Here is a 24,275-nt window from a genome sequence, read left to right on the forward strand (position 1 = left end):
GAGGGACTACGTGCATGGTGGTGCGGATGAACCGAACGAACCATACGAACCAAACGAAGCAGGCGAAGCAGACGGACCAGGTGAAAACCCCGCCGTCCGCCTTCTCGTACACGGCCGAGGACGAGGAGAAGCGCCGGGGCGTGCGCCGTATGAAGATCACGGCGACCTCCCTGCTCGTGCTCGTCGCGCTGATCTACGTCCTGGCCACGTGGGCGCGGAACGCGGGCGTGAGCGGCTGGCCGGGGTACGTCGCGGCGGCCGCCGAGGCGGGCATGGTCGGCGCGCTGGCGGACTGGTTCGCGGTCACGGCCCTCTTCCGGCGCCCGCTGGGCCTGCCCATTCCGCACACGGCGATCATCCCGACGAAGAAGGACCAGCTGGGTGCCTCGCTCGGCTCGTTCGTGGGCGAGAACTTCCTCTCCTCCGATGTCGTCCGGGCCAGGCTGCACGGCCTGGGCATCGGCGCCCGGCTCGGCGCCTGGCTCGCCGAGCCCGCGCACGCCGACCGGGTGACGGCCGAGCTGTCGACGGCGCTGCGCGGCGCGCTCACCGTCCTGCGGGACGCGGACGTCCAGGCGGTGGTCGGCGAGGCGATCACGCGGCGCGCGGAGACGGCGGAGATCGCGCCCGGGGTCGGCAAGACCCTGGAGAAGGTCGTCGCGGACGGCGCCCACCACCGGGCGGTCGACCTGGTCTGCGCACGTGGGCACGACTGGCTGGTCCGGCACCAGGACTCCGTCATGGTCGCGGTGCAGGGGGGTGCCCCCGGCTGGACGCCCCGGTTCGTGGACCGGAAGGTCGGCGAGCGGGTCTACAAGGAGCTCCTGCGGTTCGTCACGGAGATGCGCGACATGCCCGCGCACCCGGCGCGCGGCGCGCTCGACCGGTTCCTGACGGACTTCGCGGCCGACCTCCAGGCCGACACCGACACCCGGGAGCGGGTGGAGCGGCTCAAATCGGAGCTGGTGGCCCGCCCGGAGGTCCAGGACATCATCGCGTCGGCGTGGTCCTCCGTACGCGCCATGATCATCTCGGCGGCGGAGGACGAACGCAGCGAACTGCGCCTGCGCGCCCGCGCCTCCCTCATCTCCCTCGGCAACCGGCTGGCCACCGACCACCGCCTGCGGACCAAGCTGGACGGGTGGATCGAGGACGCGGCGGTGTACGTCGTCACGACGTACCGCGCGGAGATCACCTCGCTCATCAGCGACACCGTGGCGAGCTGGGACGCCGACCAGACGTCGAGGAAGATCGAGGCCCATATCGGGCGCGACCTCCAGTTCATCCGCATCAACGGCACGGTCGTCGGCGCGCTGGCCGGCCTGCTGATCCACACGGTCTCCCACGCGCTGGGCGGGTGACCCGGACCCTGCCGCCCGGGCCCCCGCCCAGCCACTGTGGGGAGGTGTCGTGGAATACGTACGCGGCGCCGCCCCCGTTCAACGACCCGGGCGGCGACTCGGCCGGCGCGGCGCGGCGCGGTGCGGCGCGGTGCGGCGCGGCTCAGGCGCTCCTGCGACTGACCGCCCACGAGGCGGCGGCCATGGCCCCGGCCACCGAGAACACGGCCGGCCACGCCCCGACCTTCTTCGCGAGCGGGTGCGACCCGGCGAACGCGGCGACGTACGCCGCGGTGAGCCCGGCCGCGGCCTTCCCCCCGCTCCGCTGCTGCCACTCCCGCGCGGCCACGGCCCCCGCGGCGGCCAGCGCCACCCCGCCCAGGGGGCGCTTCTTGGTCCACCGGGCGACGGCGTACCCGCCGACGAGCCCACTCGCCGCCACGGCTGCTGCCGGAATCCTGGCCATCTTCGCTGTCCTGCCTTCCGCACGCGTGTACATGCCCTGCCCAGAGGCTAACGCGACGGGCGCGACCGCTTGCGGCGTCCCCGTACGTACACGGCCGCGCAGAGGACCAACGTCATGGCGAGCACCAGAGCGCTGTACGTACGCTCCGACATGGACCGGAGCACCTCTCCGGGCAGGAGCAGCGTCGCCCCCCTCACAAGGAGCGCCCCGCCCATGGAGCACAGCGCCCCGAGCAGCAGCAAGCGCACCGGCCGGGCGTGGGAGGGGGTGAGGAGCCGTCGGGCCATGATCTGATCCGCCTGTCGTTCGGGGGGTGGAGTGGCAGTGGCCGGCGCGCGACCTGCCTCCGGCGGGAGGTCGGCGCGCATGCCGTGCGTGTCGTAGTCCTTCAACGTGCGCGTCTTCGGCCCGACACGGCCGACGGGCTGCCGGCCGACCGCACCCTCACCCCACGGTGACGGCTTGCCGAACATCGGTGACCATCGGGGGCGGTGCAGGACCCTTCCTGCCACCACCGGGTAACAACCGCCCGCCGGAGGCATGGCCCCCCACGCCGTACGGGCACGAACCGCGCATGCCGACCCCCACGCCGCGCCCCCACGTCGCCGCCGACCCGCTCGCCGCCGACCCGCTCGTCGCCGACCCGCTCGCCACCGACCCGCTCGTCCTCGCCCAGGACGGAGTGGCCACCGTCCACCAGCTCATGGACCTCGGCTGCGCGTCCTCCACGATCCCCGCCCGATGCCGCCCCCCGGCCGGCCCCTGGCGCCGTCTGCTGCCCCGGGTGATCGTCCTCCAGACGACCACCCCCACCCCTCGCCAACGCCTGCGCGGCGCCCTCCTGTACGCCGGCCCCGACGCCCTCCTCACCGGCCCGGCGGTCCTGGCCCTCCACGAGGTCGAGTCCGCGCCGCCCCTCGCCGCACTCCCGAAGGTCGACGTCCTCGTCACCCACCGCGCCCCACTCCGCGGCCACGCCTACGTCCGCGTCCACCCCACCATGCGCCGCGCCCCCCGCACCCCGGTCCAGGGCCTGCCCTGCGCACCCCTGGCCCGAGCGGTGTCGGACGCGATCCCGCACCTGGACAGCGGGGAGGCGGTCACCCGACTCCTTGCGGAAGTTGCCCAGCGGGCGCTCTGCAGGCCTGAGGAGCTCCTGGGCGAGCTGGATGCGGGGCACCTGGTGGGTGATCCGTGCGTCATGGCGGCTGTCCGCGCTATGACGTGGTGACGGTTGAGCTGTCGCACGGGGTGTCACTCATCCGGCATGAAGGGCCAGCTCCCAGCCTGTGCTGCCGATGGCGCCCGGAGTGTCCGAGCGCCGCAGCCACGACTGCGTCAGCGCCGGCACGACTGTCCGCGGCCCTGGAGGTCACCACTGGCAAGGTGATCGGCTCCTTACACCGCCGGCACCGGGCCGTGGAGCACAAGAGCCCCGGGTGACACCCTCAACCGGGCGCAGAGGCACTCCGCAGCGGAGACCGAGGCAGAGGCGGCTTGACGGCCGTGCGGTCAGGTGATCAGAGCGAGCCGCGAGCCGCGGCCAGCATCACTCCGGCGTCCTCGTACTGGCGTTGTTCATGCAAGGCGGCGGTAATGCTGAGAACGGCGCGGACTTCCCGCTCGGCGGCCGTTTTCAACAGAGTCTCCACCGCTTGTTCCAAGCCCGCCGCCCGGCAGGAGGAGACGACGCCGGGGAATTCATGCGCCGGCACAGTACTCGCCGCGTTCCTCAGCATCAGATACGCGTCCCAGTCGCGCCCTTCGGTGAAGTGGCGGCGGATTTCCTCTGCCTCGACCGCCCATGGTGCCGTGCTGACGGCTTCTGTGCGGTGCCGGTCCCCCTTACCCTGGGGGACCGGCACCGCAGTGCGTGCCGCAGAATGGGGAACCTTGCGCCGCCCCCCGTACAGGCGGACGCGTCGCTGAAGACGTCGTCGCGGGTATGTGGGGCGGGAAGCCGGCTGCTCCTGTGCCGCCGGAGTGGGCTCCCCCCTCCCGGCAACCGAGCCGACGCGGGTATCCCAACGCTCGCGAAGTGCCAGCTCGAACAGTCTGTGCAGCTCCGCGCGTGAGTAGGGCAGGGAGCGCTTGGCCGCCTGGGCGTGTTTCTCCATGGTGACGCAGACAAGGTCCAGCGCCTCCCTGGTCTTCGGCAGCCTGCGGCCGCACAGGTAGCCGGAGAGCGTCGTCGCGGGGATGCCGGACTTGGCGGCTATCCGGTACTGGGCCAAGCCGAGGCTCTTGACGGCTGCGTCGAGCGCGGAAGCGAACTCGGCATGCGCGGGGGACAGCTCTGGGCGAGCGGGGCGCAGCCGGGTCGATCTTTCGGGCACTGCATAACCCCCACGGTCGGTGAACTGACAGGGAGTCAATTCTCCTAGCTCGGCGGGCGTACCGGTAGAGGTCGCGGCCGCTGTGATCTACGCGTTGCCGCGTACTACGCGTTGCCGTGGATTCCCTGGCTGGGCTGGATTTTCCGGTCGGTGACAGGCAATCGTTGAACAGCGCCACCCGGTCAGGGCCACCTGCTCGGAGCGCTCCTTTTTCGGAACCTGGCGTTAGGGGAACGTGATGGATCTGCCTTCGTGGACGGATGGCAAGCTCGGCACCATGAAGCGCGCCGCACTGTGGCTCGTCACCGTGGTGGGGGAGGGGAACGTCTTCACCAAGGAAGACGTGAAGGAGGCCTTCCCGGGCGTCAGCCAGGCCGACCGCCGGGTGCGCGACCTGCGGGACCACGGCTGGCAGATCGACACCAACCGTGAGGACGCCTCCCTTGGCCAGCACGAGCAGCGGTTCGTGCGGCAGGGTGAGCCCGTCTGGGAGCCGGGCAAGGGGTCCCGGCCCAGCACGTCGATCACAATGACGCAGCGTCGCGAGGTGCTCGCGAGGGACGGTCACTTCTGTCGCTCGTGTGGGATCGCGCCGGGTGAAGCCTATGCCGGCACCTATGAGACGGCGCAGCTGGACATCGCCCGCCGGGTGGTGAAGCAGCCGGACGGCAGCGAGCGGACCGAGCTGGTGGCGGAGTGCAACCGCTGCCGGGTGGGAGGCCGCGGGAAGCACACGGACCTGGCCGCGGTTCTGTCAGCGATCGCCGGCCTGGGCAGCCTCGAGCGCAAGATGCTCGCCGAGTGGGTGGCCGACGACAAGCGCGAGTTCAGCACGGTGGAGCGGCTGTGGGCGGACTACCGGACGCTCCCGGAGGAGTCGCGGGTGCAGGTGCGTAAGGTGCTGGCACCACCGGCCGGCTGATCCCCTCAGTCCTCATGCCCGTGCGGAGGCCGATGCGCCGTCGGCCTCCGTGGCGGACTCCCACCATCACGTCTCGAGTAGGAGCATCCCCTGTGAGCAAGGATTTTGGCCGGCCACCGCTGGCCGCGGAGAACCGCACGCTGGTTGAGCAAAGGCTCAAGGAGGCCACGAGCGGCAGTGGCGTCCGCGAGACGCTGACCATCGAGTGGCGCACGCAGCCCCTGAGCGTCGAGGTCATCGACATGCCGGTGGACTCGCTCTACTACAACCCAGGCACCCACCGGATCCGGGCGCAGCGCAGCCACGACCCCAAGCGTGACCTGCTGTTGGACGAGGACGCATGGCAGCCCGACAGCCAGGACTACCTCCACTACCTGCTCCAGGCACAGCCGGCGGACCCTTCGAAGCGCGACCCCGACTTCGATGCCCTGAAGGACAGCCTGCGCGAGTTCAAGCAGAACGAGCCCGGCCTCATCACCCGTGACGGCATCCTCGTCAACGGCAATACCCGGCGGGCCGCGCTCAAGGAGCTCGGTGTCACCCACATGCGCGTCGGTGTGCTGCCAGCGTCCTGCACCTGGGATGACATCAACGCCGTAGAGCTTTCGCTGCAGCTCCGGCCTGACCGCCGGCGGGACTACTCGTATATCAACCGGCTGCTCGCCATCGAGGAGCAGCACGTCATGGGCAAGCAGCTGTCGGATATCGCGCGCGACTTCCACATCCGTGTCGACACCTGCAAGCAGGACCTCTGGATCCTGTCCTGCCTCCGGGACCTCATCGAGAGGTCCAGGGACGGCGAGGCAGAGCTCCGGCTGCTCGACTTCGAGAAGCAGCAGGAGAAGCTGCGGGAGCTGCATCGCCGGTACGTCAAAGAAGCGGCAGTCAGCCGTGATAACGCGGAACTCCTCAAAGAGACCCGGCTGGTCGCCATCGTGCTCAACTTTTCCAAGACCGACGTCCGCCTCATCGAGCCCGACTTCAGGAACCGCTACCTGAACCAGCGACTTCCCGAAGAGCTGAGGACGACAGCGGGCACCACATCGGCTGTGGCGATCCCGGGCCTCAACCGCTCCGTCGCCTCGGCCGCGCCGCAGGTGGCTGAAGCGAAGGCATTGACCGACATGGTTCTCCGGGCCAAGGCCGTTGAGTCGGCGGAGGGCGGAAACCTTTCCGAGCGTGGCACCGCCGCCTCGAAGATTTTCACAGCGGCCCACGAGGCCATCGAGTCTGCCCTGGAACCGGCCGGCAAGGACGCGCGCATTCGGAAGCGCAAGCAGGCCGCGCCCGACCGCCTGGCCGATGCCTGCCAGGACATCGAGCAGTGCGTCACCGATCTCGTACTCGCCCGCGCATCCCGCAGCCTCGACGAGGAAGCCTTTGACGAGGCTGTCATGAAGCTCCGCACCACACTCGGCAAACTTGCCCACGAGTCAGCTCGCAGCATCAGCGCGCCGGGCGATGGCGTGTCGTGGCTTCTTGAGGCAGTCCGGCAGGAGGGCACGTGATCACCGCGGGAGAACCGTCTCTGCGTATCGCCTTCGACGTCACGCGGACGAGAGCCGTGCTCCGGGCTGCTCCCGGACTTGAGGGAGACTTCGCCAAGCTCGTCGGCCATTACCCGGCAGCGGGGCAGCGCGCGCTCCTCTCCGCGGAGGTGGAACTCGATGAGTTCCTCACCGGCCTCGAAGCACTGGGCACGTGGCCGCACGCGGAGACCGTCAGCTGGGAAGAGGAACTCGCCGCACTCGTAGGCGGTGTTCTGGACGACGCTGAGGCGGCCCACAGCCGCCTGCGGGACCCAGGCACTGCCGCCCCTGTCGACTCGGACAGCGTCCCGGCACTCCTCGGGGAGGCATGGTGTGCCAACCTCACCGATTTCCAGCGACGGGACATCGCACATCTGCTGTCCATGCGGCACGGAGCCAACTTTTCCGTACCGGGTGCCGGTAAGACGCGTGTGGGGCTAGCCCTGTTCGCCGCGATGCGGGCTCGGGGCGAGGTGCGCAGAGTGCTCGTCGTGAGCCCCAAGTCGGCGTATGAATCCTGGCTGTACGAGAGTCAGGCGTGCTTCAGGGAGCCCCTTATCGCCAAGGTCATGGACGGCAGCCCGGATCAAGCCGCTGAGGTTCTGATCATCAACTACGAGCGGCTGGACAGGTCCCTCGCGGCCCTTGCCGCCTGGCTCAGGGCCGCGCCGTCCATGCTGATCCTGGACGAGGCGCACCGGATGAAGCTCGGTGCCCAGGGCATTTACGGCAGCGCGTGTATGGCGCTCGGCCCGCTCTCTCGCAGGCGCCTGATCCTCACAGGTACGCCGGCCCCGAACGGGGCGCGGGATCTGGAGAACCTGCTCTCCTTCGTCTGGCCAGGGCATGGGCGTCGCGTCGTGACGCAGGCCGTGGCCGGAGGAGACCTTGCGTACGCCAGCAGTGTCCTTCGGCCCCTGTTCACACGGACGACAAAGCGGGAACTGGGACTGCCCCCCTTCGAGACGCGGATCCGTCGTGTGCAGCTGGAACCGCTGCACCGGGAGGTGTACGACGCGCTCGTCGGTCGCTACACCGCTCGTGCGGAGGCATCACGATCAGACTTCGACGCCCTGGGCAAGGCGATGCTGCGGCTGCTCATGGCAGCGACGAGCCCTGCTCTTCTCGTGGAGGGCGAGAGCCGGTATGCACCGCTCGTGTACCGCGTCCCGCCCCTCGCGGTCCCGGAGACGGACTCGCTGTACTCACTGCTGCGGGACCTGCCCAGTTACGAGCTGTCACCCAAGTACAAGGAGGCACTCAGCATCGTCGCCGATAACGCGGCGGTAGGACGCAAAACTCTCGTGTGGACGACGTTCGTGCGCAGCCTCACTACCATGGAGAGGCTGTTCACGCCCTACCAGCCCGCCGTGGTCCATGGCGGGACCGTAGACAGGGAAGAGCAGATAAGGAGATTCAGGGAGGACCCGGACTGCCATGTCCTCCTGTCCAACCCCGCCACCCTCGGTGAGGGCATCAGCCTTCACCACGTGTGCCACGACGCTGTCTATGTGGACCGCGACTTCATGGCGGGACGGTTCCTGCAGAGCCTGGACCGCATTCACCGCCTAGGACTTGCTCCGGGCACGGAGACGCGGGTCACCGTCCTCGCCGCCGAAGGCACCATCGACGACGTGGTCGCCCTCCGCCTTGAGGAGAAACTCGAATTCATGGGGCGGATTCTGGACGACCCATCGGTACAGCAGCTCGCTGACCTGGAGGAGGAGCCCTCCCTCGCTGCGGGGATGGACATGGCCGATGTGCGTGCGCTACTCAACCACCTGGACGCACGTGTATCCCGGTGAAGGGACGCGACGTGCGGCGCTCCGCTGGCTGGAGCAGCTCCGGGTATCGGAAGTCAGCCGGGTCCGGGCCTTGTTCACTCATCACCCGGACTATGCCGACCTGACGCCAGTCCAGTACGCCGATGGTCTGGCGTGGCTGCGGCGGGCAGGTCTCCTCACCAGTCGGGATCGACCGGTCGTGTCAGTCAGTGAGTGCGATCTCCGGGACCGGAATGCGGCGTCCCGCATTGCACGGGTTCTCTGGGACCCAGCCGCAGAAGAGGCCAACCGGGAGACCGGCGCTGCGGGTGAGCTAGCGGTTCTCCAGTTGTTGCGGGATTGCGGGGCGGTCGGCGTAGCCACGTAGCCGCGCTTTCAGACGCGTACGGCTATGACATTGAAGCCGTGGAGGGAGCGAGCCGGGAGACCGCCCGCATTAGGTGAAGACGACGACCGATCCAACTCGTCTCGTCGTCCACCTCAGCCGCCATGAGTATGAGGTGATGTGCGAGGACCCCCAGTGGCTCATGACAGCGGTCCTGCTGGGGGCGGACGGCAGCGCACTGAACGTCATGACGGTCAGCCGGGAGTGGCTGTACCACGCCGCTCCGCAGGACCGGCACAGGAACGGCACCTGGGAGTCTGCCCGGTTCGCCGTCCCGGTTCACGCCCTGGCACGCGGCATCGTGGGGCGCAATGACAGTCGGCTGGTTTCAGGAGAGGCGGCGCCGCACCTGCCGGTCTGGGGGTGGTCGCTGGCTGAGGCCGCCTGGTTGTCCTGAGTCAGTACTGCCGCGATCCTGCCGACAGCCCGGGCCACGGGAGGCGGAAAGGCGTTACCTACCTGCCGATACGCCGAGCTCTTGCATCCTTCGAAGATCCAGTCAGAGGGGAGGCCCTGGAGCAGCGCCATCTAAGCAATGGTGAGCTTCACCGGGAGCTGGGACCCGGGGCCAGGAGGCGCATCAGCGACGCCGGCGCCGTTCACGCCGATCTCGGCCCATGCGCGCCTGGCTCGTGACGGCCGGAGGTCCGGCCCTCCATGCTTCTTCGAGCCGCCGCACAGTGTGGGAGCGATCCGCTGGGCCTGTCCGGCCCAGTCGTCTGCGAGCCCCTAGCCACCAGCGGCCATGGAGGCGCGCAGGACCTCACCAACCACCGTCGATGAGCCTGCGGGTGTGCTTGGGTCTTCTGCCCGAAGAAGTGGGCTTAAGAACGCTTGATCGACTGCCGGGAATGTGCCCGAAAAGGGCTTGAGCTGGCGTAATGAGTCGCTGGGGGCGTCCGGATCCGGGTGGCGCTCTGGCTCCGGGACGAGGTGGGCGAGGGTGGCACCTTCTTCGAAGGCGCGCATCCGGGCAGCCATCAACGGGTCCGAGCAGGTGGACCGCCGTATGCGCGCCCTGCGCCCCGCGGGCTGGGTGATCTCGACGTACGGCCTCCAGCCGGACCAGCTCTGTCTGGAGAAGACCGGGCAGCTGGTCTGGGAGCCGCAGTACCGGGCGGCGGGCCTGCGCCAGATCAGTGCCAGGACGCGGCGGTACGTGTATGAGGGGGACGGTCATATGTGTCGCCGCTGCGGGGTGGCGGCTGGTGAGGAGTACGCCGACGAGCCGGGCAGCCGTGCGCGTCTCACCCTTGATCACGTCAGCCCACACAGGTCCGGCAGGGAGCACCGAGGATTTGATCACCGAATCTGCTCGCTGCACCGAAACCGTGAAGCACCTCACAGGTGTGCAGATGCCCAAGGACCAGGCCTGGACCGCATGAAGGAGCTGCTGCTCCGCGGCAAGCGGGACCTGCTGGCCTGGATGAGAGCGGACTGCCGTCCGCTCAGCGCGGCTGAGGCGGCGTGGGGCATGTACCGGCAGATGCCGGCCGCCGTACGCGAAGAGCTGGAGCGTGACCTGGAAGCACTGATGAGGAGCAGATAGCGGGGAGTGATGTACGGCCGGCCTTGTGCCCCTGTTGCCCGTGGGGGATGCGACACTTGCGTGTCTGCTATCACCGCACCTGGAGGAGCCCATGGCAACCGCCGACCACCGCCTGACCTCAATTGAGATCTGCGCGGGAGCCGGTGGCCAAGCGGTGGGGCTCCATCAGGCCGGCTTCCGGCACCTCGCGCTCGTCGAGATCGACAAGCACGCTGTGCAGACGCTGAGGCGCAACATCGACAACCGGCCGGAGTGGCGCTGGGAGAGGGAGCACTGCCTCATCCGTGAAGTGGACGTCAAGGAGTTCCGGCCGCTTGAAGAGGTGCCGGATCCTGACGCGTACGAGGACGGCAAGCGCGGTTCAGCAGAGGCAGCGGAAAAGATCAAGCCGGGCCAGCTTGATCTCCTGGCCGGTGGCGTGCCGTGCCCGCCCTTCTCCGCTGCTGGGAAGCAGCTCGGGCGCGAAGACGAGCGTGATCTGTTCCCGAGGATGCTTGATCTCGTTGAGGAGCTGCAGCCGCGTGCGGTGATGATCGAGAACGTACGAGGGCTGGTGGTGCCCGAGCGTAAATTCCGTTATTACCGTAACCACATCAAGAACCGGCTCCGCAAGGCTGGTTACGTGATTTGCGGCTGGCGGGTTCTGGAGGCACGGGACTTTGGCGTACCGCAGCTCCGGCCGCGGGCCATCCTTGTTGCCATTCGCGAGGACCATTACCGTGGCTTCGACTGGCCCAAGCCGCAGAAAGAGATTGTGACAGTCGCGAAAGCGCTGAAACAGTCCATGATGGAGCGGCTCGGCGGCGAAGATGATCCTCGTTTCATCCAGTGGCTGAAGAATGCCAGCCTTGGAACGGTTGCTCCTACACTCGTCGGCGGGTCCAAAAAGCATGGTGGCGCGGACCTCGGGCCTACCAGGGCAAAAAGGGCATGGGCTGCGCTCGGTATCGACGCTATGGGTGTTGCCAATGACCCGGACAAGATGATCGATCCTAAGCGTGATCTCGGCGACCTCGAAAAAGGACCCAAGCTCACGGTCGACCAGGCGAAGCTCATCCAGGGGTTTCCTGAGGACTGGGAATTCGTCGGCAGCGGGAAAACCACTCGCTACCGGCAGGTGGGTAATGCATTTCCGCCGCCCGTCGCTGCGGCAGTCGGTGAGTGCATCAAGGAAGCTCTGCTTCGAACGGGACCGCTTCTCGAAGACCCCAGCCCCGACTTCGAGCCGGAGGACGACCCTTCACTCGTTGCTCCTGAGCTTCCGCTCCAGCAGGCGCTTCCGACGATCGAGGACGACGCGGAGAACAGTGCTCGCGCACTCCTCAGCTGACTCGTGCTCCCAGAAGCGCAGAACAGTCCAGCCGGCTTCGGCGAGACGGCGGTCGGTGTCGCGGTCGCGGGCCACATTGCCCGCGACCTTGTCTGACCAGTAGCCGGGATTTGTCCTGGGCGGGACGTAGTGCTCTGGGCAGCCGTGCCAGTAGCAGCCATCGATGAAAACAGCCACCTTCGTGGGCCGGAAGACGATGTCCGCCGTCCTGCGCAGGTTGGGCAGTGGCTTGGCTGCCACTCTGTACCTGAGCCCCTGGGCGTGCAGGAGCCGGCGGAGTACGCGCTCGGGAGTGGTGTCCCGGCTGCGAATCGCCTGCATGTTGCGGCGCCTGCCGGCGGACGATGCCCAGGACCCTTCCGGGGGGACCCAGGGCTCGGGGTCATTCACCTGCGTACTCCTGCGATCTTCGTTCTGGTCGGGGCTGGCGTCAGTCGTCCCTTCGGCGCTGAGCCCTCTTGCGCGCGCGTTCTAGTCTGACCACTGCCGCCTGGGGCCCTCCGGCGGGCCAGGATTCCCAGTGTTCCAGGGAATAGAAAGACCGGACTCTACGGCCATCCTTCCGCTTGGAGAAGGCGATCTTCCAGCCGAGTGATCGCAGTTCCCGCAGGCGTCTGGTCGGATCGCCGTGGTTCTCCTCCCGGGCGACCAGCACGATGAGCTCCTTGGGGACCGGTTGCCCCGCTAGGGCCTTCAGCAGCTCACCGATGCGCAAGTGGACCTCCGGCAGGCCCATCGCCCCCCGGAGTGCCCCGGCATTTTCCTCGTGGTCCGCGAAGAGCGCCTGCTTGGCGTGGTTGTCTTCGACGCAGAGGGGCTGCAGATTTTCGGGGTCATTGGTTCCGCCGAGGTCCAGCGGCACCTTGTGATCAATGACGAGCTTGACCCCGTCCTCCTTGGGCGACCGGCCGCACGCCGCGCAGCGGTAGCCGTAGGCGTGGAGGGTGAGAGCTCTATCGGCAGCCCTGATGGCCTTGCGGGCAGTCCGCTCATCCGCATCGGGCTTCCAGCCGAGAAGCGGGTAGGCGAACCCGTTGCTCTTCCCGGCCACGGGAGTCGCAGGCACGTCGAAGTACGTTCGCAGGGAACGCAGCCTGCGGTCCGTCTGAAGGTTGGCCTTGCCGGTGAGGAGCTCGACACGGTTTCTAATCTCCCCCATCCCCAACGGGGCTTCACGCGACTCGTAGAGCACCTGGTACACGGCCCGGGTCTCCACGTCCGGGACCAGGCCTTGCAACTCCTGGCTGCCCGGAGCCGGCAGCGGGCGGGGCTGGTTCTGATCCGTCATACCGTCCTGCGTATCCGTGGCGTGTGTGGGCGAACTCCTCAGTGAGCGTCGGTGATCACCGGGCCTGCGGCGGACGAGTCGATGGTACGGAAGCGGACCAGTGGGACAGATTTGGCCTGGTGGTCGACGGCGGCGATGAACGACGCGGCGATGACCAGCTTTCCCGGGTCGGCCCCGCCACGCTGGGCTACGGAAGCAGGCGCTCCCAGATCCGTGTCGACCACGGGGTACAGCAAGATCGCCCCGCGGCGAGGGGCGTAGAACTGCCCGGCACAGGGATCATCGTCCACGAGGGGCCGTGCACCTGCGATCCGCTCCGCGGGCTGGCGGTGAGCCATACCCGAGATGCGGCTGAAGACCCCCCGAGCCTTGCGGGTGCGCTGGACCAGGCTCAGGGGGCCACTGCCGAGAATGCTGGCACTGACGGATTTGACCCCCGTCGTCTGGGGCGCGATGACGACCCAGGAGTCTGTCCCGCACCCTGCGTCCGACGTGTCCCGGAGGTATCGCAGATGCGGGGCGAAGAGATCGGGCCGGGCCCAGACCAGACCGCTCATAATTTCCAGCATCTGGGAATGCGCTATGACACACGTCTTCGCGAGATACGTCGTGTACGTTCCACGATCACTCGCGGGCAGATGGACAAAGGGAACTGGGTCCTGACTGAGGCTTGTGAGGACCGGTCGCCACATCTCAGTGTTGTGCCGCAGCTCCCCACTGGCTTCCGGGTATGCCGTCGGCTCTACCCACTGTCCGGGGGACCTGATCTCTACGAGCTCGGCATTGAACATCTTATTCCGGGCTGATGGCTTGATCCAGGGCAGATGCTGAGAGACCAGCGGGGGAACTTGTTCCGGCGTCAGCTGGGGCCTCCCATCGATCAGCTCGGCGTAGCTGGTGAGCTGGGCGCGAAACGTCTCCTCATCGCGGCAGATGGCTTCGAAAGCCTCGTACAGATCCACCGTCTTGGTTGTGGTGAGGGGTTCTTGGCGCCCGATGAAGAGACGCACCAAGTCCCGGTAGCCCGGACGGAACCCGAACCAGCGACCCATCTGCATGAGAGTGTCCGCTTGCCGTGTCGTGCGCCGGTAATAGGTGACTGTCAGGCCCTCCACTGTGAAGCCGCGGGACAGTTTTGTCCCACCTACCAGGATCTTCCAGACATGCGGTGTGCGGTCGAAGTCCAGGTCAATCTGGGAGAAATAGCGATCCGTGTCACCGTTGACCACGATGACGGGATTGCCACCTGCGTTGATGAGCTGGCGAGCCCTGGACACATAGGGCTTCAGATCCGCGTACGAGGCCGGGGCAGGCAGGTCTCCGTCGGCGTAACGCTGGAAATCCGCGGTCAGGAGAGCCTCAAGACGGGCATGGCCATCCGGGCCTGTGTAGCCGGACTGATGCCACATGGTGTTGATGCGCAGGGCGAGGTCCGCGTGATCGTCCATCCGGACCGATTCGTGGACGAGCATCGTGTGGTGGCGGAACGCGCCTTCCGGTATACCGCGCGAGGCGCGGTACAGCTTCAGCGCGCCCGTGAGCAAGAAGGAGTCGATCGCCTCCTGGAGGCGATCGCCCGTGTCCTCGTAGATACCCCGAATATGGGTTTCCTCGGCCACCCCGGCAGGATCATCAAGGTCGTGAAAATCCTGCACACCCATGTAACCCGTCGGGCGCGGCAGCGAGATGAGAAAGTCCCGCGGGAAGATGTCGTCGTGGTCGCCCGGATCGACGAACACGTTGGCGAACGGTGTCGCGGTATAGCCCACGTACTGCGCGCGAGGCAGAACCTTCAGCAGATCGGAGATCAGGCCGTTGATCGCCGTACGGGAGACCTTGCCCGCCTCCCACTTCTTCGGGTCGACCGTATTGACCGAGGCTTGGTCGGACTCGTCGTCGATGATCAGGGCTGGGATCTCACCCAGAATGGGGCCGATCTTCTTGAGGTCTTTGACGAGCTTCGTGAGGACCGACTTGTTCTTCTTGACGACCATGATCCGGGCCGCGGCGTGGTGCAGGTTCTCTGGGTGGTAAAGCGGCAGAGCGCGCGACTGCTTCTCGAACTCTAGAGCCCGGATGCCGTTGAGCAGTGACTTGTAGTCGTCGTCCCGCGTCGTGAGCCGCTCGATGTCGAAGGCACCTAGCAGGGATGGGCGGGCGCCGTGGGATACGAACTTCTCGGGCCAGTCCTCGTCGCCCTGGTAGTCCACGTCCACCAGGGCATCCAGGTCTTGTGGGTCGGCGCCTCGCAAGATGTTCTCCTGGCCGATCAGCTCCATGTCGAGCCGGCGCTGTGTCTGGCTGCGCAGCAAGTTGAGTGTGCCGCCCAGGACGATCACCAGGCGGTAGCCGGCGTCGATGGCCTTGGCCGTGACGCCCGTGAAATTGGCCGTCTTGCCGGACTGTACATATCCCACGACCAGCCCTCTGGCCCCGTACGCTTCGGCGCGTGTGGGGTCCGACAGGCGCTCCACGACTGCGTGCGACGCCTCGTCCAGCGAGGAGACGGCGTGGTCGCTCCAGCCCTTGCGTCGCAGTAGATGCTCGTATGACGTCCAGTAGAAGGAACGGCTGGCGGCGATCTCCCGGCTGTACCAGGGCTTGAAGTCACGGCTGATGACGGCAGCGCCCGGCTCCTTGAAGACCGGAGCGATGGTGTCGAGTGCCTTGCGTACATCGGCGTCGAAGCCCAGGTGGTCGTAGGCGTCGCTGCGTCGTTCTTCCGTGTGCGGTGAGGCGCTCGACCAAGCGACGTGCTTGTCGAAATCCCAGGCCATGAGGGTGCGCTTCCACAGGGTCGCCAGATCATCACTGGCACTGGCCGCCGCGAGGCGGTCGCGGAAGCTGGCAAGGATGGTGTCCTCGGACTGCGCGTCCTCTGACATCACGGAAGCCAGCTTGGCGAACGGCCGGGGGCCGCGTCGCATCGCCGCCAGCACGTCACCGTGCAGATTGAGCAGGTGGTCAGTCATCGCGGTGTCCTCAACGGCCGTTCTCGAAGCGGGCGATCTCGCAGCGCGCAGCCGATAGCAGGACGCTGTTCCACAGAGCCATTTCATCGTCGCGTTGTGCGCTGGAGCGGCCCATCCGGAAGTTCTTCTCCAGCATCAGGTAAGCATGGCCTTGAGCGCGGGCGCGTCGTTCGACCCAGCCCGCCGGTCACCGTTGAAGGCCGACCGGTATGCACTGTTGAGCCGTACAACGTGCTCCTCGCGACCGATGTCGAAGAAGACGTGTTCGGCGAGAGGCTCCCAGCGAAAGGTGATCGGGTCCTCGCCCTCCATCTGAGGCAGCTCGTCACGAAGCGTCCGCTTCAGCTTGGGGTCGACTCCCTTGCCCGGCGGGATGACCTCCTTGCGCTGCACTTCGGTGGAACGGCGGGCGGCCTCCCGGTAGGTCGCTTCGGCTTCGGCGAGGTATGAGGTGAACGAGTTGCCGTCGGCGTCGGCAGCCTTCTCCAGTCCGCGTGCGAAGGCAGGGGTGACATTTACACCGTCCTTTTTGACGGTGAGGGAGAAGACATCGTTCGGCTGGGCCGGAAGGTCGATTGCGACACGGGCCAGGTTGTGGTGGGTCTCTCCGCTCCGCGTCCCGTTCCAACCGCCCGCCTGGACCAGCCGATCGTTACGGTAGATGTAGAAGCCCTGACGATCGGCGAGCGGCCCGATGCCGCGGTAGGCCACCAGCGGGGACTTCGGGGGCCAGATGTGTGCGGTCAGCTGGAGTTCACCGACCCCTTCCACAGGCGCTGTGTACGGGCGTGGAAAGCCGGCGCGGCCAGGGATGCGGTAACCGAATGGGTCGATCGCCTCGACGCCTCGGTGGTCAAGCTCGTCTCGTGTATGTACGTCCTCGACGACTATGTCGATGTGGAAGTCATCGCGGTTCAGGAACCGGTGCAGGTACAGTCCGAGGTGGGTTTCAAGCCGCTCAATGGTCTCGTTCAGAAAGCGGTCCGTCTGGCCCGCGGTGATGGTCTCGAACGACCGGACGCCGTCCCAGCGGACGATGGTCCCGTGCCAGCCGATGACACCGTCATAGCGGTCGACTAGGTCCTGGCAGTACTTGGCGTCGACGATGTCGCAGGTGAAGTCAGCTTGCGCTCGCGTGGTGAGCCAGCGACGGCCCGCTGACGGGCTGCGCTTGGTACGGCTGATGACGGTGAGGGCGTTGGCGTGTGAAAGCGAGGCGGCCTTGAGCCCGGCGCCGAAGTGGCCCAGTGCGGAGTCGGCGTATTCCAGCTGACCACCAACGGTCATCGCGACATCTAGCTGCTCCTCGTTCATGCCTCTGCCGTCATCGATGACGAGCAGGGAGACAAGGCGGTCCTCGTCGCGCAAGAAGCTCACGACCACGTTGTGCGCCCCCGCGTCGATCGAGTTGTCGATGAGGTCCGCAAGGGCGGCTTCGAAGCCGTATTCCTGATGTGTCAAGGACTGGACGTAACGGGCCGCGGGCGGGAGCCGCTTGCTGCCGCTGGTGGGGACGTCGTATTGCCAGTCGGCGCCGGGCTCGTAGGGCATCTGTCTTCCTCGCACACACAGAAAACGTGACTGGGCAGCTGTGGGGGAGGTAAGCGCCAGTCGGAAGGCAACGGTCAAGTGTGAAAATACTGCAGGTGAGGACGGGGGGACACAGAGTCCCTCCAAGTGATGAGTGACGGCTTGGTCACGTGCGCTCAGCCGTTGTCGCAGCCCACGCCGTCGTTGTCGCGGTCGAGGTGGCGGCCGTAGCCCGGCTCGCCTCGGCGGACCGGGGCGGCGCCGGCGGCGCGGGCCTCGGTGCAATTGCTGTACGAGACGTCCGCGCCGCTGTCGCCGCCGCTGCCCGGATCGTCGTTGGCGCTGGCCTGGCGAGTGACTGTCGCTGTCGCTGTGACGGTCTCGGTGGCGGTCACCGTCGGGGCCGGGGCCGGGGCGGCGGCGGGGGTCGCGGTCACCGTGGCCGTGGCCGTGGCGGTCACGGTGGCGGCCGGGGCGGGCTTGGCCGCCGGCTTCGCGGCGTCGTCGGAGCGCATCGCCCCGCAGCCGGAGCCGATGAGCAGGAGCAGGAAGCCGCCCGCCCATACGCGCTTCATGCGGTGGAGCGGGCGGGGGGCGAACGGCTGCTGGTAGGAGTTGCTCATGGGCACACGTATCCCTCGCACACAGGGACTGGGGCTGTGTGGGGGAACAGAGGGCCAGTCAACGGCAGTAGTTAATTGTGAAAGTACTGCAGTTGAAACGTGAAGGGGAGGGGAACGCTCAATTTGACGCCACGTCACGTCACCCGCCATCGGTTCCCGGCGGGATGAGCACCCCGCCGGGAACCGGTGCTCACACCTCCGCCGTCCCGTGGCACTCCCCGTACGCCGCCTCCGAGCCGCACCAGCACGGGGACGTGCGGGCCGGGGGCCAGGGGGTGGCGCGGCCGCGGGCGGCGAGGGTCGTGGCGTACTGGGGGAGCAGCGACGCGTTCGCGGGCGAGGTGGATTCGGAGGCCGCGAAGGCCTCGTACGACGGGACCGTGCCCTGGACGATGCCGAGGTTCGGGGTGCCCGCGGCGGAGAGTTCGCGCAGGGACGCCTCGATGTCGGTGAGGTGGGCCGCGTGCGTCGGGTACTCCGACTCCAGCTCCGGGTAGGCCGCCAGCAGCTCGTCCAGTTCGCCGGCCGGCCAGAGCAGTACCGCCACCGGGAAGGGGCGGGAGAGGGCCGTGCGGTACGAGCCGAGCTCGCTGCGCAGGCGCGCGATCTCCGCCTGGAGCTCGGCGGGGTCGGAGGAGCCGAGGGACCAGAGGCGCTTCGGGTCGTGCAGCTCGTCGAGGGGGACGGCGCCCCGGTGGAGGCGGTCGGCGAGGACGTCCCAGTCGTCGTGGGGCAGGCCCAGCAGCCGGCGGACCCGGTGGCGGCCCATCAGCAGGGACTGGCTCGGGTACGGGACCTCGTCGTCCGGTGAGGGGAGCAGGGTGGTGACGGCGGTGCTGAACGTGGCCTCGCTGGACTCCAGCTCGTCGTGCGTCTCCAGCGTCTCCGCGATGATCTCCCATGCCGCGGCGTCGGAGGGGGACGCCGCCCGCAGGCCGTCGATGATCGCGCGGGCCTCGGCCTCATGGCCGTACTCCCACAGGTTCGCCGCCTTGAGAGCCTTGATCAGATGCGGGTTCTCCGGCGGGGGCGTGGCGGCCAGGAGGTCGTCGTACAGCGTCGTCGCGCGGGCGCGGGCATCGGCCAGTTCCAGGTGGGCGGCGGCCTGGAGGAGCAGCGGTTCGCGGTCCTCGGGGTACTGCGCCGCAGTCCGCAGCAGGCGCTCGGCTTCGGTGATGTGGTCGGCAGGCGTGTCGGGGCGCATGGTGGACACCGTACTGCTGTGCGGCGTGCCGGGGCCGGGGAACCCGGTGTGACGCGGGCACGTTGGAGTGCGTGGAAGGGGAGGAGGGGTTCATGCTCGGGAGCGCTGCGCGGTCGCTGGTGACCTGCGGGCTCGCCGGCGTGCTGTTCTTCCTCTTCGCCGAGGGCCTGTACGCCGACGGCGGGGCCCTCTCCGCCGCCGTCGCGCTCACCGCCGCCGGGTACGCGCTCGTCGCCCGCGCCGTCCTCATCGCGCGCCGCGTGCCCGCGGTGACACCGACCCGGGTGCGGACCGCCCTTCGCGACCGTGAGCGACGCACCGCCTTCCTGCCGCAGCGCGACCCCGACGCCTCGGGGCGCAGGCGGCCCCGCGCGCCCGGCCGTCTCGTCCCGACGGCCGCGTAGGGGTCCTCACCAGAGGTCGCTCCGCGCGTTCCGTCATGCCGATCCCACACCGGTACGACGAGACCCCCGGAGGGCTCCTCTCCCATGTCCGTTTTCGCCTCGCTGGTCGAGCACCTCGCCGACCTGCTCCGGCCGCTGTTCCACACCTCCGCCGCCGCCGCCGCCATCGTCCTGTTCACCGCGCTCGTCCGGCTCGCCGTCCATCCGCTCGCGCGGGCCGCCGCGCGAGGACAGAGGGCCCGTACGCGGCTCGCGCCGCAGGTGGCCCGGTTGCGTGAGAAGTACGGCGAGGACCCCGAGCGGCTGCGGCGGGCCGTGCTGGAGCTGCACGCCGCGGAGAAGGTGTCGCCGCATGCCGGGTGTCTGCCCGGTCTGCTGCAGCTGCCCGCGTTCTTTCTGATGTACCAGCTCTTCTCGGGTGGCCGGCTCGGCGGGCACACACTGCTGGGCGCTCCCCTCGGCGGGCACTGGACCGAGGCCGTCGCGGACGGTGGGCTCTTCGGGCCGTCCGGGCTGGTGTACGCGGCGCTGTTCGTGATCGTCGCCGCGGTGGCCACGTACGCGTACCGGCGTACGCGGAGGGAGATGGCCGGCTCCGAGCTGCCGGGCGCCGGGCTGATGCCGCTGCTGGGGTTCGGGACCCTCGTCACCGTCGCCGTCGTGCCGCTGGCGGCCGCGCTGTACGTGGTCACGAGCACGGCGTGGACCGCCGCCGAGCGTGCGTATCTGTACCGCGACACCCCCGGAGCTACTGGTCGGTAAAGGTCCACTGTGTGAACGCCGTCTTGTCCGGTGGTCGGATGTCTTGGAGGATCGACCAATCCTGACGATGGCCGCACCCCATCGGCCGGGGCTCACCTCGACCACAGGGAGAAGACCATGAAGCTGCTGCGCGTCGGTACGGCGGGGGCCGAACGCCCCGCACTGCTCGACCGGGACGGGGTCCTGCGTGACCTGTCCGCCCTCGTCCCGGACATCGACGGCACCCTTCTGTCCGACGGGTCCGCGCTCGACCGGATCCGGGCCGCCGCCGGTGCCGGCGTGCTGCCCGAGCTGGACGCCACCGGGCTGCGGATCGGACCGCCGGTCGGCCGCATCGGCAAGGTCGTGTGCATCGGGCTGAACTACCACGACCACGCCGCCGAGGCGGGCGCGGCGACACCCGCCGAGCCCGTGGTCTTCCTCAAGGCCGCCGACACGGTCATCGGGGCGAACGACACCGTCCTCGTACCGCGCGGCAGCCGCAAGACCGACTGGGAGGTCGAGCTGGCGGTGGTCATCGGACGGACGGCCCGTTACGTCGAGTCGGCGGAGGCCGCCCTCGGCCACGTGGCCGGGTACGCGGTCGCCCACGACGTCTCCGAGCGGGAGTTCCAGATCGAGCGCGGCGGCACCTGGGACAAGGGCAAGAACTGCGAGACCTTCAACCCGCTCGGGCCGTGGCTCGTCACGTCCGACGAGGTGCCGGACCCGCAGGCCCTGTCGCTGAAACTGTGGGTGAACGGCGAGCTCAAGCAGAACGGCACGACCGCCGACCAGATCTTCCCGGTGGGCGAAGTGGTGCGCTACGTCAGCCGGTTCATGACGCTGCACCCCGGCGACGTCATCAACACCGGTACGCCGGCGGGCGTCGCGATGGGACAGCCCGAGCCGAAGCCGTACCTGCGGGCCGGTGACGTGGTGGAGCTGGAGGTCGAGGGGCTGGGCCGGCAGCGGCAGGAGTTGAAGGACGCGTAAGCGCTTCCGCGGTGCGATGTACGCCGGTGCGCCGCACGTCGGTGCGCCGGCGCCCCCGTGCGCCCGACACGCCGTGGAGGAACAACGGGCCACTCTCCTCGTGCGGGGTGAGTGGCCCGACGTGTCCGTCGGCTACGACGACGCCTTGGCTCCGACGGGGAGCACGTAGCTGCCGGGGTGCGTGGCGCTTCGTTGATCCGTGACCGGGCCCCACGGCCACGGCAGCGTCTTGGACGCCTTGTCGCCGGGCGCCGCGATGGCGACCTTCACGGCGTCGAACGCCTGCTTCGGGTCGTCCTTCTCACTGAGGAAGACGACCGTGAAGGTCGTGGACCTGCCCGGGGCGAGGGTCACCCGCGAGGGCGTGACCTGGGCTTGGGGCAGGTCGTAGCGGTCCGTGCCGTCGAGCAGCACGACGTCCGGGAAACCCTTGAGGGTGCACGTACGGTCACCGGTGTGGGTGAGCCGGACGACGGCGGTGTCCTGGTCGCCGGTGCCACCCGGCTTCGCCGTACCGCCCTTGGCCCACGCCATGGACAGGTCGGCGGTACGGCAGGGGGAGGGCGCCTGCCCCACCGACGCGCCGGTGGCGGGGGCGGCGGGGGCGGCGGCAGCCGCGAGGACGGTGACGGTCGCGGCAGCGGCTGCGAGGGTGCGTGCGGTCAGGTGTGCGTATCCGCGCATGCGCGGGCCTCCTTACGGCGGGACGCGTCTGTGGACCGGGGGAAGGACCGGGGAGGGGCCGGATCTGGTCCCGGAGCGAGGCCCGGTCAGGAGACCAACTGCACCTTCTCGCCACGGTCCTTGAGGTTGACGCACTCCGTGTACGGGTTGGGGTCACCCTGACGCTCACGGCACTTCCACCGCGCGTCGTCGACATGGAGGGTCACGACCTTGCGGTACTTCACCTCGACGGCCTTGCCGTACGCGTCGGCCACGCGGTGGGCGGTGCCACAGGCGGTACTGCCCTTCGTGGTCAGCGCGACCACGCTCAGGCCGTTCCAGCCGGAACCGCAGAGCACGGACTCGACGGGTCCGGAGGGATTGGCGGGCGTCGCCGCCGCCGTGGCCGCTCCGGACGGGGCGGCGGCGAGAGCCAGCAGGGTGGCGCTTCCCGCGAGGGCGACGGCGGCTGTTCGGATGGAGCGCATGGCTGCCTCCTTCGGAAGAGCTTGGACGGTGACTGATCACACGCCTTATCGACCGTAGGGCTGTTCGGGTGAGGCCGAGACTTCTGACTACTCCGAACGGGTGAGGGGCGGCGGATGGGGCGTGCCCGCGTGGACCTCCGGCTGTGCACCTGCGTGCACTCGTCGTTACAGGCCCGCGATGAAGCGCTCCAGCGCCTCCACCACCAGCGCGTGGTCCTCCAGTTGCGGCAGGCCCGAGACCGTCACCGTGCCGATCACGCCGGTGCCCTCGACCGTGAGCGGGAAGGAGCCGCCGTGGGCCGCGTAGACGGCCGGGTCCAGGCGGGAGTCCGTGTCGAAGGACTTGCCCTTCGCCCGGAAACGGGTGCCGACGAGGAGGGAGCTTTCGGCGTAGCGCTCGACCACGCGGCGTTTGCGGTCGATCCAGGCGTCGTTGTCCGCGCTGGAGCCCGGGAGCGCGGCGTGGAAGAGCTGCTGCGGGCCTCGGCGGATGTCGATGGCGACCGGGGCCCGGCGCTCGCGGGCCAGGGTGACCAGCAGGGTGCCGAGCGCCCAGGCGTCGTCGTACGTGACGTGGGGGAGGGTGAGGCGGGCCTGCTCGGCTTCGAGTTCGGCGATGGTCGGGGCGGCCGGAGGCGTCGTCACAGCGTCACCGTCACACCGTCGCGGGCCGAGCGGCGTGCCGCCTCCAGGACGTCGAGCGCCGCCGCCGCCTCGTGGGCCGTGACCGGCGGCGGCGTGCCGTCGCGCAGGGCGGCGGCGATCGCCGCGTAGTAGGCCGGGTAGTCACCGGGGAGGGTTTCGACCGGCGTGCCGCCGCCGGTCGACGGGGACTCGCCGGCCCCCAGGGCGCCCCACATCGCTTCCGGCTCGACGCCCCAGGCTGCGCCCGGCGACGGGCGCTCGCCCTCGCGCAGTGCCGCCTCCTGCGGGTCCAGGCCGTACTTCACATACCCGGCCCGCGACCCCAGCACCCGGAAGCGCGGGCCCAGCTGGGCCGCCGTCGCGCTGACGTACAGGTGGGAACGGACGCCGTTCGCGTGCGTGAGCGCGATGAACGTGTCGTCGTCCGCCTCCGCGCCCGCGCGGCGCACGTCCGCCTCCGCGTACACCCGTACCGCCGGGCCGAACAGCGTCAGCGCCTGGTCCACGACATGGCTCCCCAGGTCGTACAGCAGCCCGCCGAACTCCTCCGGCGCGCCCGACTCGCGCCAGCCGCCCTTCAGCCGCGGACGCCACCGCTCGAAACGCGACTCGAAGCGCTGTACATCGCCCAGCTCGCCGCGCTCGATGAGCGAGCGGAGGGTGAGGAAGTCGTTGTCCCAGCGACGGTTCTGGAAGACGGACAGCAGCAGGCCGCGCTCCTCGGCGAGCGCGGCGAGGCCGCGCGCCTCGGCCGCCGTACCGGCGATCGGCTTGTCGACGACGACCGGCAGGCCGGCCTTGAGGGCGGCGGTCGCGACCGGGACGTGCGTCTTGTTCGGAGAGGCGATCACGATCAGGTCCAGCTCCCCGGCCCGGGACCACAGGTCGTCGGCGGAGGCCGTGAAGCGGACGCCGGGGAATTCGGCGCGTGCCTGTTCCCGCCGCTCCGGGTTCGAGGTGACCACCGTGTCCAGGGTCAGGCCCTCGGTCGCGGCGATCAGCGGGGCGTGGAAGACGGAGCCCGCCAGGCCGTAGCCGACGAGTCCGACGCGCAGGGTGCCTGTCATGCCCCCCACTTAA

23 protein-coding genes and 3 pseudogenes are annotated in these 24,275 nt (G+C 68.8%); 12 read left to right on the forward strand and 14 right to left on the reverse strand.

Going from position 1 to position 24,275, the window contains the following annotated elements; genetic code table 11:
* Positions 1–26: 26 nt before the first annotated feature.
* Positions 27–1,361 (forward strand): DUF445 domain-containing protein, encoded by a 1,335-nt coding sequence (locus tag ABZZ38_RS11830; protein ID WP_356738349.1) that lies wholly within the window; start codon positions 27–29, stop codon positions 1,359–1,361.
* A 142-nt stretch (positions 1,362–1,503) separates the two neighbouring features.
* On the opposite strand, the gene ABZZ38_RS11835 is transcribed toward ABZZ38_RS11830, so the two are convergent.
* Positions 1,504–1,806 carry a hypothetical protein gene (locus tag ABZZ38_RS11835; RefSeq protein ID WP_356738351.1) on the reverse strand — a complete coding sequence of 101 codons (303 nt, stop codon included), beginning with the start codon at positions 1,804–1,806 and terminating at the stop codon, positions 1,504–1,506.
* A gap of 47 nt (positions 1,807–1,853) precedes the next feature.
* Positions 1,854–2,093, reverse strand: coding sequence for a hypothetical protein (locus ABZZ38_RS11840; RefSeq protein WP_356738353.1), 240 nt, complete (start codon positions 2,091–2,093; stop codon positions 1,854–1,856).
* 287 nt (positions 2,094–2,380) lie between these two features.
* On the opposite strand from ABZZ38_RS11840, the gene ABZZ38_RS11845 reads away from it, so the two are divergent.
* Positions 2,381–3,037, forward strand: coding sequence for a hypothetical protein (locus tag ABZZ38_RS11845; protein ID WP_356738355.1), 657 nt, complete (start codon positions 2,381–2,383; stop codon positions 3,035–3,037).
* Positions 3,038–3,086: 49 nt separating this feature from the next.
* Positions 3,087–3,231: pseudogene (locus ABZZ38_RS11850) on the forward strand (IS630 family transposase); the annotation flags it as partial.
* 95 nt (positions 3,232–3,326) lie between these two features.
* Here the strand turns inward: ABZZ38_RS11850 and ABZZ38_RS11855 are convergent.
* Positions 3,327–4,142: a hypothetical protein gene (locus tag ABZZ38_RS11855; RefSeq protein WP_356738357.1), complete on the reverse strand. Its 816-nt coding sequence runs from the start codon at positions 4,140–4,142 to the stop codon at positions 3,327–3,329.
* Positions 4,143–4,380: 238 nt separating this feature from the next.
* On the opposite strand from ABZZ38_RS11855, the gene ABZZ38_RS11860 reads away from it, so the two are divergent.
* From ABZZ38_RS11860 to ABZZ38_RS11875, 4 genes are all read left to right on the forward strand, one after another.
* Positions 4,381–5,064, forward strand: coding sequence for a hypothetical protein (locus tag ABZZ38_RS11860; protein WP_356738359.1), 684 nt, complete (start codon positions 4,381–4,383; stop codon positions 5,062–5,064).
* A 92-nt stretch (positions 5,065–5,156) separates the two neighbouring features.
* The gene (locus tag ABZZ38_RS11865; protein ID WP_356738361.1) at positions 5,157–6,572 is read left to right on the forward strand and encodes a transcriptional regulator; all 1,416 of its coding nucleotides are present in this window, start codon (positions 5,157–5,159) and stop codon (positions 6,570–6,572) included.
* Positions 6,569–8,398: a DEAD/DEAH box helicase gene (locus ABZZ38_RS11870; RefSeq protein WP_356738363.1), complete on the forward strand. Its 1,830-nt coding sequence runs from the start codon at positions 6,569–6,571 to the stop codon at positions 8,396–8,398. Before ABZZ38_RS11865 ends, ABZZ38_RS11870 begins: the two co-directional genes overlap by 4 nt.
* A gap of 419 nt (positions 8,399–8,817) precedes the next feature.
* Complete coding sequence (locus ABZZ38_RS11875; RefSeq protein WP_356738365.1) at positions 8,818–9,159, forward strand: hypothetical protein; 342 nt, start codon at positions 8,818–8,820, stop codon at positions 9,157–9,159.
* Here ABZZ38_RS11875 and ABZZ38_RS11880 read toward each other — a convergent pair.
* Positions 9,042–9,455: pseudogene (locus ABZZ38_RS11880) on the reverse strand (DNA cytosine methyltransferase); the annotation flags it as partial. The gene ABZZ38_RS11875 and the pseudogene ABZZ38_RS11880 sit on opposite strands and share 118 nt — an antisense overlap.
* A gap of 688 nt (positions 9,456–10,143) precedes the next feature.
* Here ABZZ38_RS11880 and ABZZ38_RS11885 point away from each other — a divergent pair.
* Both ABZZ38_RS11885 and dcm read left to right on the forward strand, forming a co-directional pair.
* Complete coding sequence (locus ABZZ38_RS11885; protein ID WP_356738367.1) at positions 10,144–10,311, forward strand: hypothetical protein; 168 nt, start codon at positions 10,144–10,146, stop codon at positions 10,309–10,311.
* A gap of 91 nt (positions 10,312–10,402) precedes the next feature.
* Positions 10,403–11,641, forward strand: a complete 1,239-nt coding sequence (dcm, locus tag ABZZ38_RS11890; RefSeq protein ID WP_356738369.1) for a DNA (cytosine-5-)-methyltransferase — start codon at positions 10,403–10,405, stop codon at positions 11,639–11,641.
* Here dcm and ABZZ38_RS11895 read toward each other — a convergent pair.
* The 6 genes and pseudogenes from ABZZ38_RS11895 to ABZZ38_RS11920 form a co-directional block, all read right to left on the reverse strand.
* Positions 11,552–12,031 carry a very short patch repair endonuclease gene (locus ABZZ38_RS11895; protein WP_356738371.1) on the reverse strand — a complete coding sequence of 160 codons (480 nt, stop codon included), beginning with the start codon at positions 12,029–12,031 and terminating at the stop codon, positions 11,552–11,554. The genes dcm and ABZZ38_RS11895 overlap by 90 nt on opposite strands.
* Before the next feature lie 40 nt (positions 12,032–12,071).
* Positions 12,072–12,929, reverse strand: a complete 858-nt coding sequence (locus ABZZ38_RS11900; RefSeq protein WP_356738373.1) for an HNH endonuclease signature motif containing protein — start codon at positions 12,927–12,929, stop codon at positions 12,072–12,074.
* Between the two features lie 38 nt (positions 12,930–12,967).
* Entirely contained in the window at positions 12,968–15,901 is a 2,934-nt protein-coding gene (locus tag ABZZ38_RS11905) for a Z1 domain-containing protein (protein WP_356738375.1), read from the reverse strand.
* Positions 15,902–15,911: 10 nt separating this feature from the next.
* A pseudogene (locus ABZZ38_RS11910) lies at positions 15,912–17,452 on the reverse strand (ATP-binding protein).
* 155 nt (positions 17,453–17,607) lie between these two features.
* Positions 17,608–18,054, reverse strand: a complete 447-nt coding sequence (locus tag ABZZ38_RS11915) for an excalibur calcium-binding domain-containing protein (RefSeq protein ID WP_356738377.1) — start codon at positions 18,052–18,054, stop codon at positions 17,608–17,610.
* Between the two features lie 190 nt (positions 18,055–18,244).
* Positions 18,245–19,258, reverse strand: a complete 1,014-nt coding sequence (locus tag ABZZ38_RS11920; RefSeq protein ID WP_356738379.1) for an SEC-C domain-containing protein — start codon at positions 19,256–19,258, stop codon at positions 18,245–18,247.
* Positions 19,259–19,350: 92 nt separating this feature from the next.
* Between ABZZ38_RS11920 and ABZZ38_RS11925 the strand changes: the two genes are divergently transcribed.
* The 3 genes from ABZZ38_RS11925 to ABZZ38_RS11935 all read left to right on the forward strand — a co-directional run bounded on the left by ABZZ38_RS11925 (position 19,351) and on the right by ABZZ38_RS11935 (position 21,399).
* Positions 19,351–19,662, forward strand: a complete 312-nt coding sequence (locus tag ABZZ38_RS11925; RefSeq protein ID WP_356738381.1) for a DUF6412 domain-containing protein — start codon at positions 19,351–19,353, stop codon at positions 19,660–19,662.
* Between the two features lie 84 nt (positions 19,663–19,746).
* Positions 19,747–20,424 carry a membrane protein insertase YidC gene (yidC, locus tag ABZZ38_RS11930; protein WP_356738383.1) on the forward strand — a complete coding sequence of 226 codons (678 nt, stop codon included), beginning with the start codon at positions 19,747–19,749 and terminating at the stop codon, positions 20,422–20,424.
* Between the two features lie 117 nt (positions 20,425–20,541).
* Positions 20,542–21,399 (forward strand): fumarylacetoacetate hydrolase family protein, encoded by an 858-nt coding sequence (locus ABZZ38_RS11935; protein ID WP_356738385.1) that lies wholly within the window; start codon positions 20,542–20,544, stop codon positions 21,397–21,399.
* A 132-nt stretch (positions 21,400–21,531) separates the two neighbouring features.
* On the opposite strand, the gene ABZZ38_RS11940 is transcribed toward ABZZ38_RS11935, so the two are convergent.
* The 4 genes from ABZZ38_RS11940 to ABZZ38_RS11955 all read right to left on the reverse strand — a co-directional run bounded on the left by ABZZ38_RS11940 (position 21,532) and on the right by ABZZ38_RS11955 (position 24,262).
* Positions 21,532–22,083, reverse strand: a complete 552-nt coding sequence (locus tag ABZZ38_RS11940; protein WP_356738386.1) for a DUF4232 domain-containing protein — start codon at positions 22,081–22,083, stop codon at positions 21,532–21,534.
* Between the two features lie 86 nt (positions 22,084–22,169).
* Positions 22,170–22,550 carry a hypothetical protein gene (locus ABZZ38_RS11945; RefSeq protein WP_356738388.1) on the reverse strand — a complete coding sequence of 127 codons (381 nt, stop codon included), beginning with the start codon at positions 22,548–22,550 and terminating at the stop codon, positions 22,170–22,172.
* A gap of 165 nt (positions 22,551–22,715) precedes the next feature.
* Positions 22,716–23,195: a heme-degrading domain-containing protein gene (locus ABZZ38_RS11950; RefSeq protein ID WP_356738390.1), complete on the reverse strand. Its 480-nt coding sequence runs from the start codon at positions 23,193–23,195 to the stop codon at positions 22,716–22,718.
* Positions 23,192–24,262 (reverse strand): Gfo/Idh/MocA family oxidoreductase, encoded by a 1,071-nt coding sequence (locus ABZZ38_RS11955; RefSeq protein ID WP_356738392.1) that lies wholly within the window; start codon positions 24,260–24,262, stop codon positions 23,192–23,194. Before ABZZ38_RS11955 ends, ABZZ38_RS11950 begins: the two co-directional genes overlap by 4 nt.
* Positions 24,263–24,275: the final 13 nt, after the last annotated feature.

Origin of the sequence: Streptomyces sp. NPDC006368 (assembly GCF_040612535.1) — a bacterium.
In the GTDB taxonomy this organism is placed as follows: domain Bacteria; phylum Actinomycetota; class Actinomycetes; order Streptomycetales; family Streptomycetaceae; genus Streptomyces.

What these genes read in the sequence shown, in the direction of transcription:
- ABZZ38_RS11900 (WP_356738373.1), bottom strand. Translation starts at nt 12,929, where the DNA reads ATGACGGATCAGAACCAGCCCCGCCCGCTGCCGGCTCCGGGCAGCCAG.
- ABZZ38_RS11905 (WP_356738375.1), bottom strand. Translation starts at nt 15,901, where the DNA reads ATGACTGACCACCTGCTCAATCTGCACGGTGACGTGCTGGCGGCGATG.
- ABZZ38_RS11845 (WP_356738355.1), top strand. Translation starts at nt 2,381, where the DNA reads ATGCCGACCCCCACGCCGCGCCCCCACGTCGCCGCCGACCCGCTCGCC.
- ABZZ38_RS11860 (WP_356738359.1), top strand. Translation starts at nt 4,381, where the DNA reads ATGGATCTGCCTTCGTGGACGGATGGCAAGCTCGGCACCATGAAGCGC.
- ABZZ38_RS11840 (WP_356738353.1), bottom strand. Translation starts at nt 2,093, where the DNA reads ATGGCCCGACGGCTCCTCACCCCCTCCCACGCCCGGCCGGTGCGCTTG.
- ABZZ38_RS11955 (WP_356738392.1), bottom strand. Translation starts at nt 24,262, where the DNA reads ATGACAGGCACCCTGCGCGTCGGACTCGTCGGCTACGGCCTGGCGGGC.
- ABZZ38_RS11925 (WP_356738381.1), top strand. Translation starts at nt 19,351, where the DNA reads ATGCTCGGGAGCGCTGCGCGGTCGCTGGTGACCTGCGGGCTCGCCGGC.
- ABZZ38_RS11915 (WP_356738377.1), bottom strand. Translation starts at nt 18,054, where the DNA reads ATGAGCAACTCCTACCAGCAGCCGTTCGCCCCCCGCCCGCTCCACCGC.
- yidC (WP_356738383.1), top strand. Translation starts at nt 19,747, where the DNA reads ATGTCCGTTTTCGCCTCGCTGGTCGAGCACCTCGCCGACCTGCTCCGG.
- dcm (WP_356738369.1), top strand. Translation starts at nt 10,403, where the DNA reads ATGGCAACCGCCGACCACCGCCTGACCTCAATTGAGATCTGCGCGGGA.
- ABZZ38_RS11940 (WP_356738386.1), bottom strand. Translation starts at nt 22,083, where the DNA reads ATGCGCGGATACGCACACCTGACCGCACGCACCCTCGCAGCCGCTGCC.
- ABZZ38_RS11945 (WP_356738388.1), bottom strand. Translation starts at nt 22,550, where the DNA reads ATGCGCTCCATCCGAACAGCCGCCGTCGCCCTCGCGGGAAGCGCCACC.
- ABZZ38_RS11835 (WP_356738351.1), bottom strand. Translation starts at nt 1,806, where the DNA reads ATGGCCAGGATTCCGGCAGCAGCCGTGGCGGCGAGTGGGCTCGTCGGC.
- ABZZ38_RS11885 (WP_356738367.1), top strand. Translation starts at nt 10,144, where the DNA reads ATGAAGGAGCTGCTGCTCCGCGGCAAGCGGGACCTGCTGGCCTGGATG.
- ABZZ38_RS11935 (WP_356738385.1), top strand. Translation starts at nt 20,542, where the DNA reads ATGAAGCTGCTGCGCGTCGGTACGGCGGGGGCCGAACGCCCCGCACTG.
- ABZZ38_RS11920 (WP_356738379.1), bottom strand. Translation starts at nt 19,258, where the DNA reads ATGCGCCCCGACACGCCTGCCGACCACATCACCGAAGCCGAGCGCCTG.
- ABZZ38_RS11830 (WP_356738349.1), top strand. Translation starts at nt 27, where the DNA reads ATGAACCGAACGAACCATACGAACCAAACGAAGCAGGCGAAGCAGACG.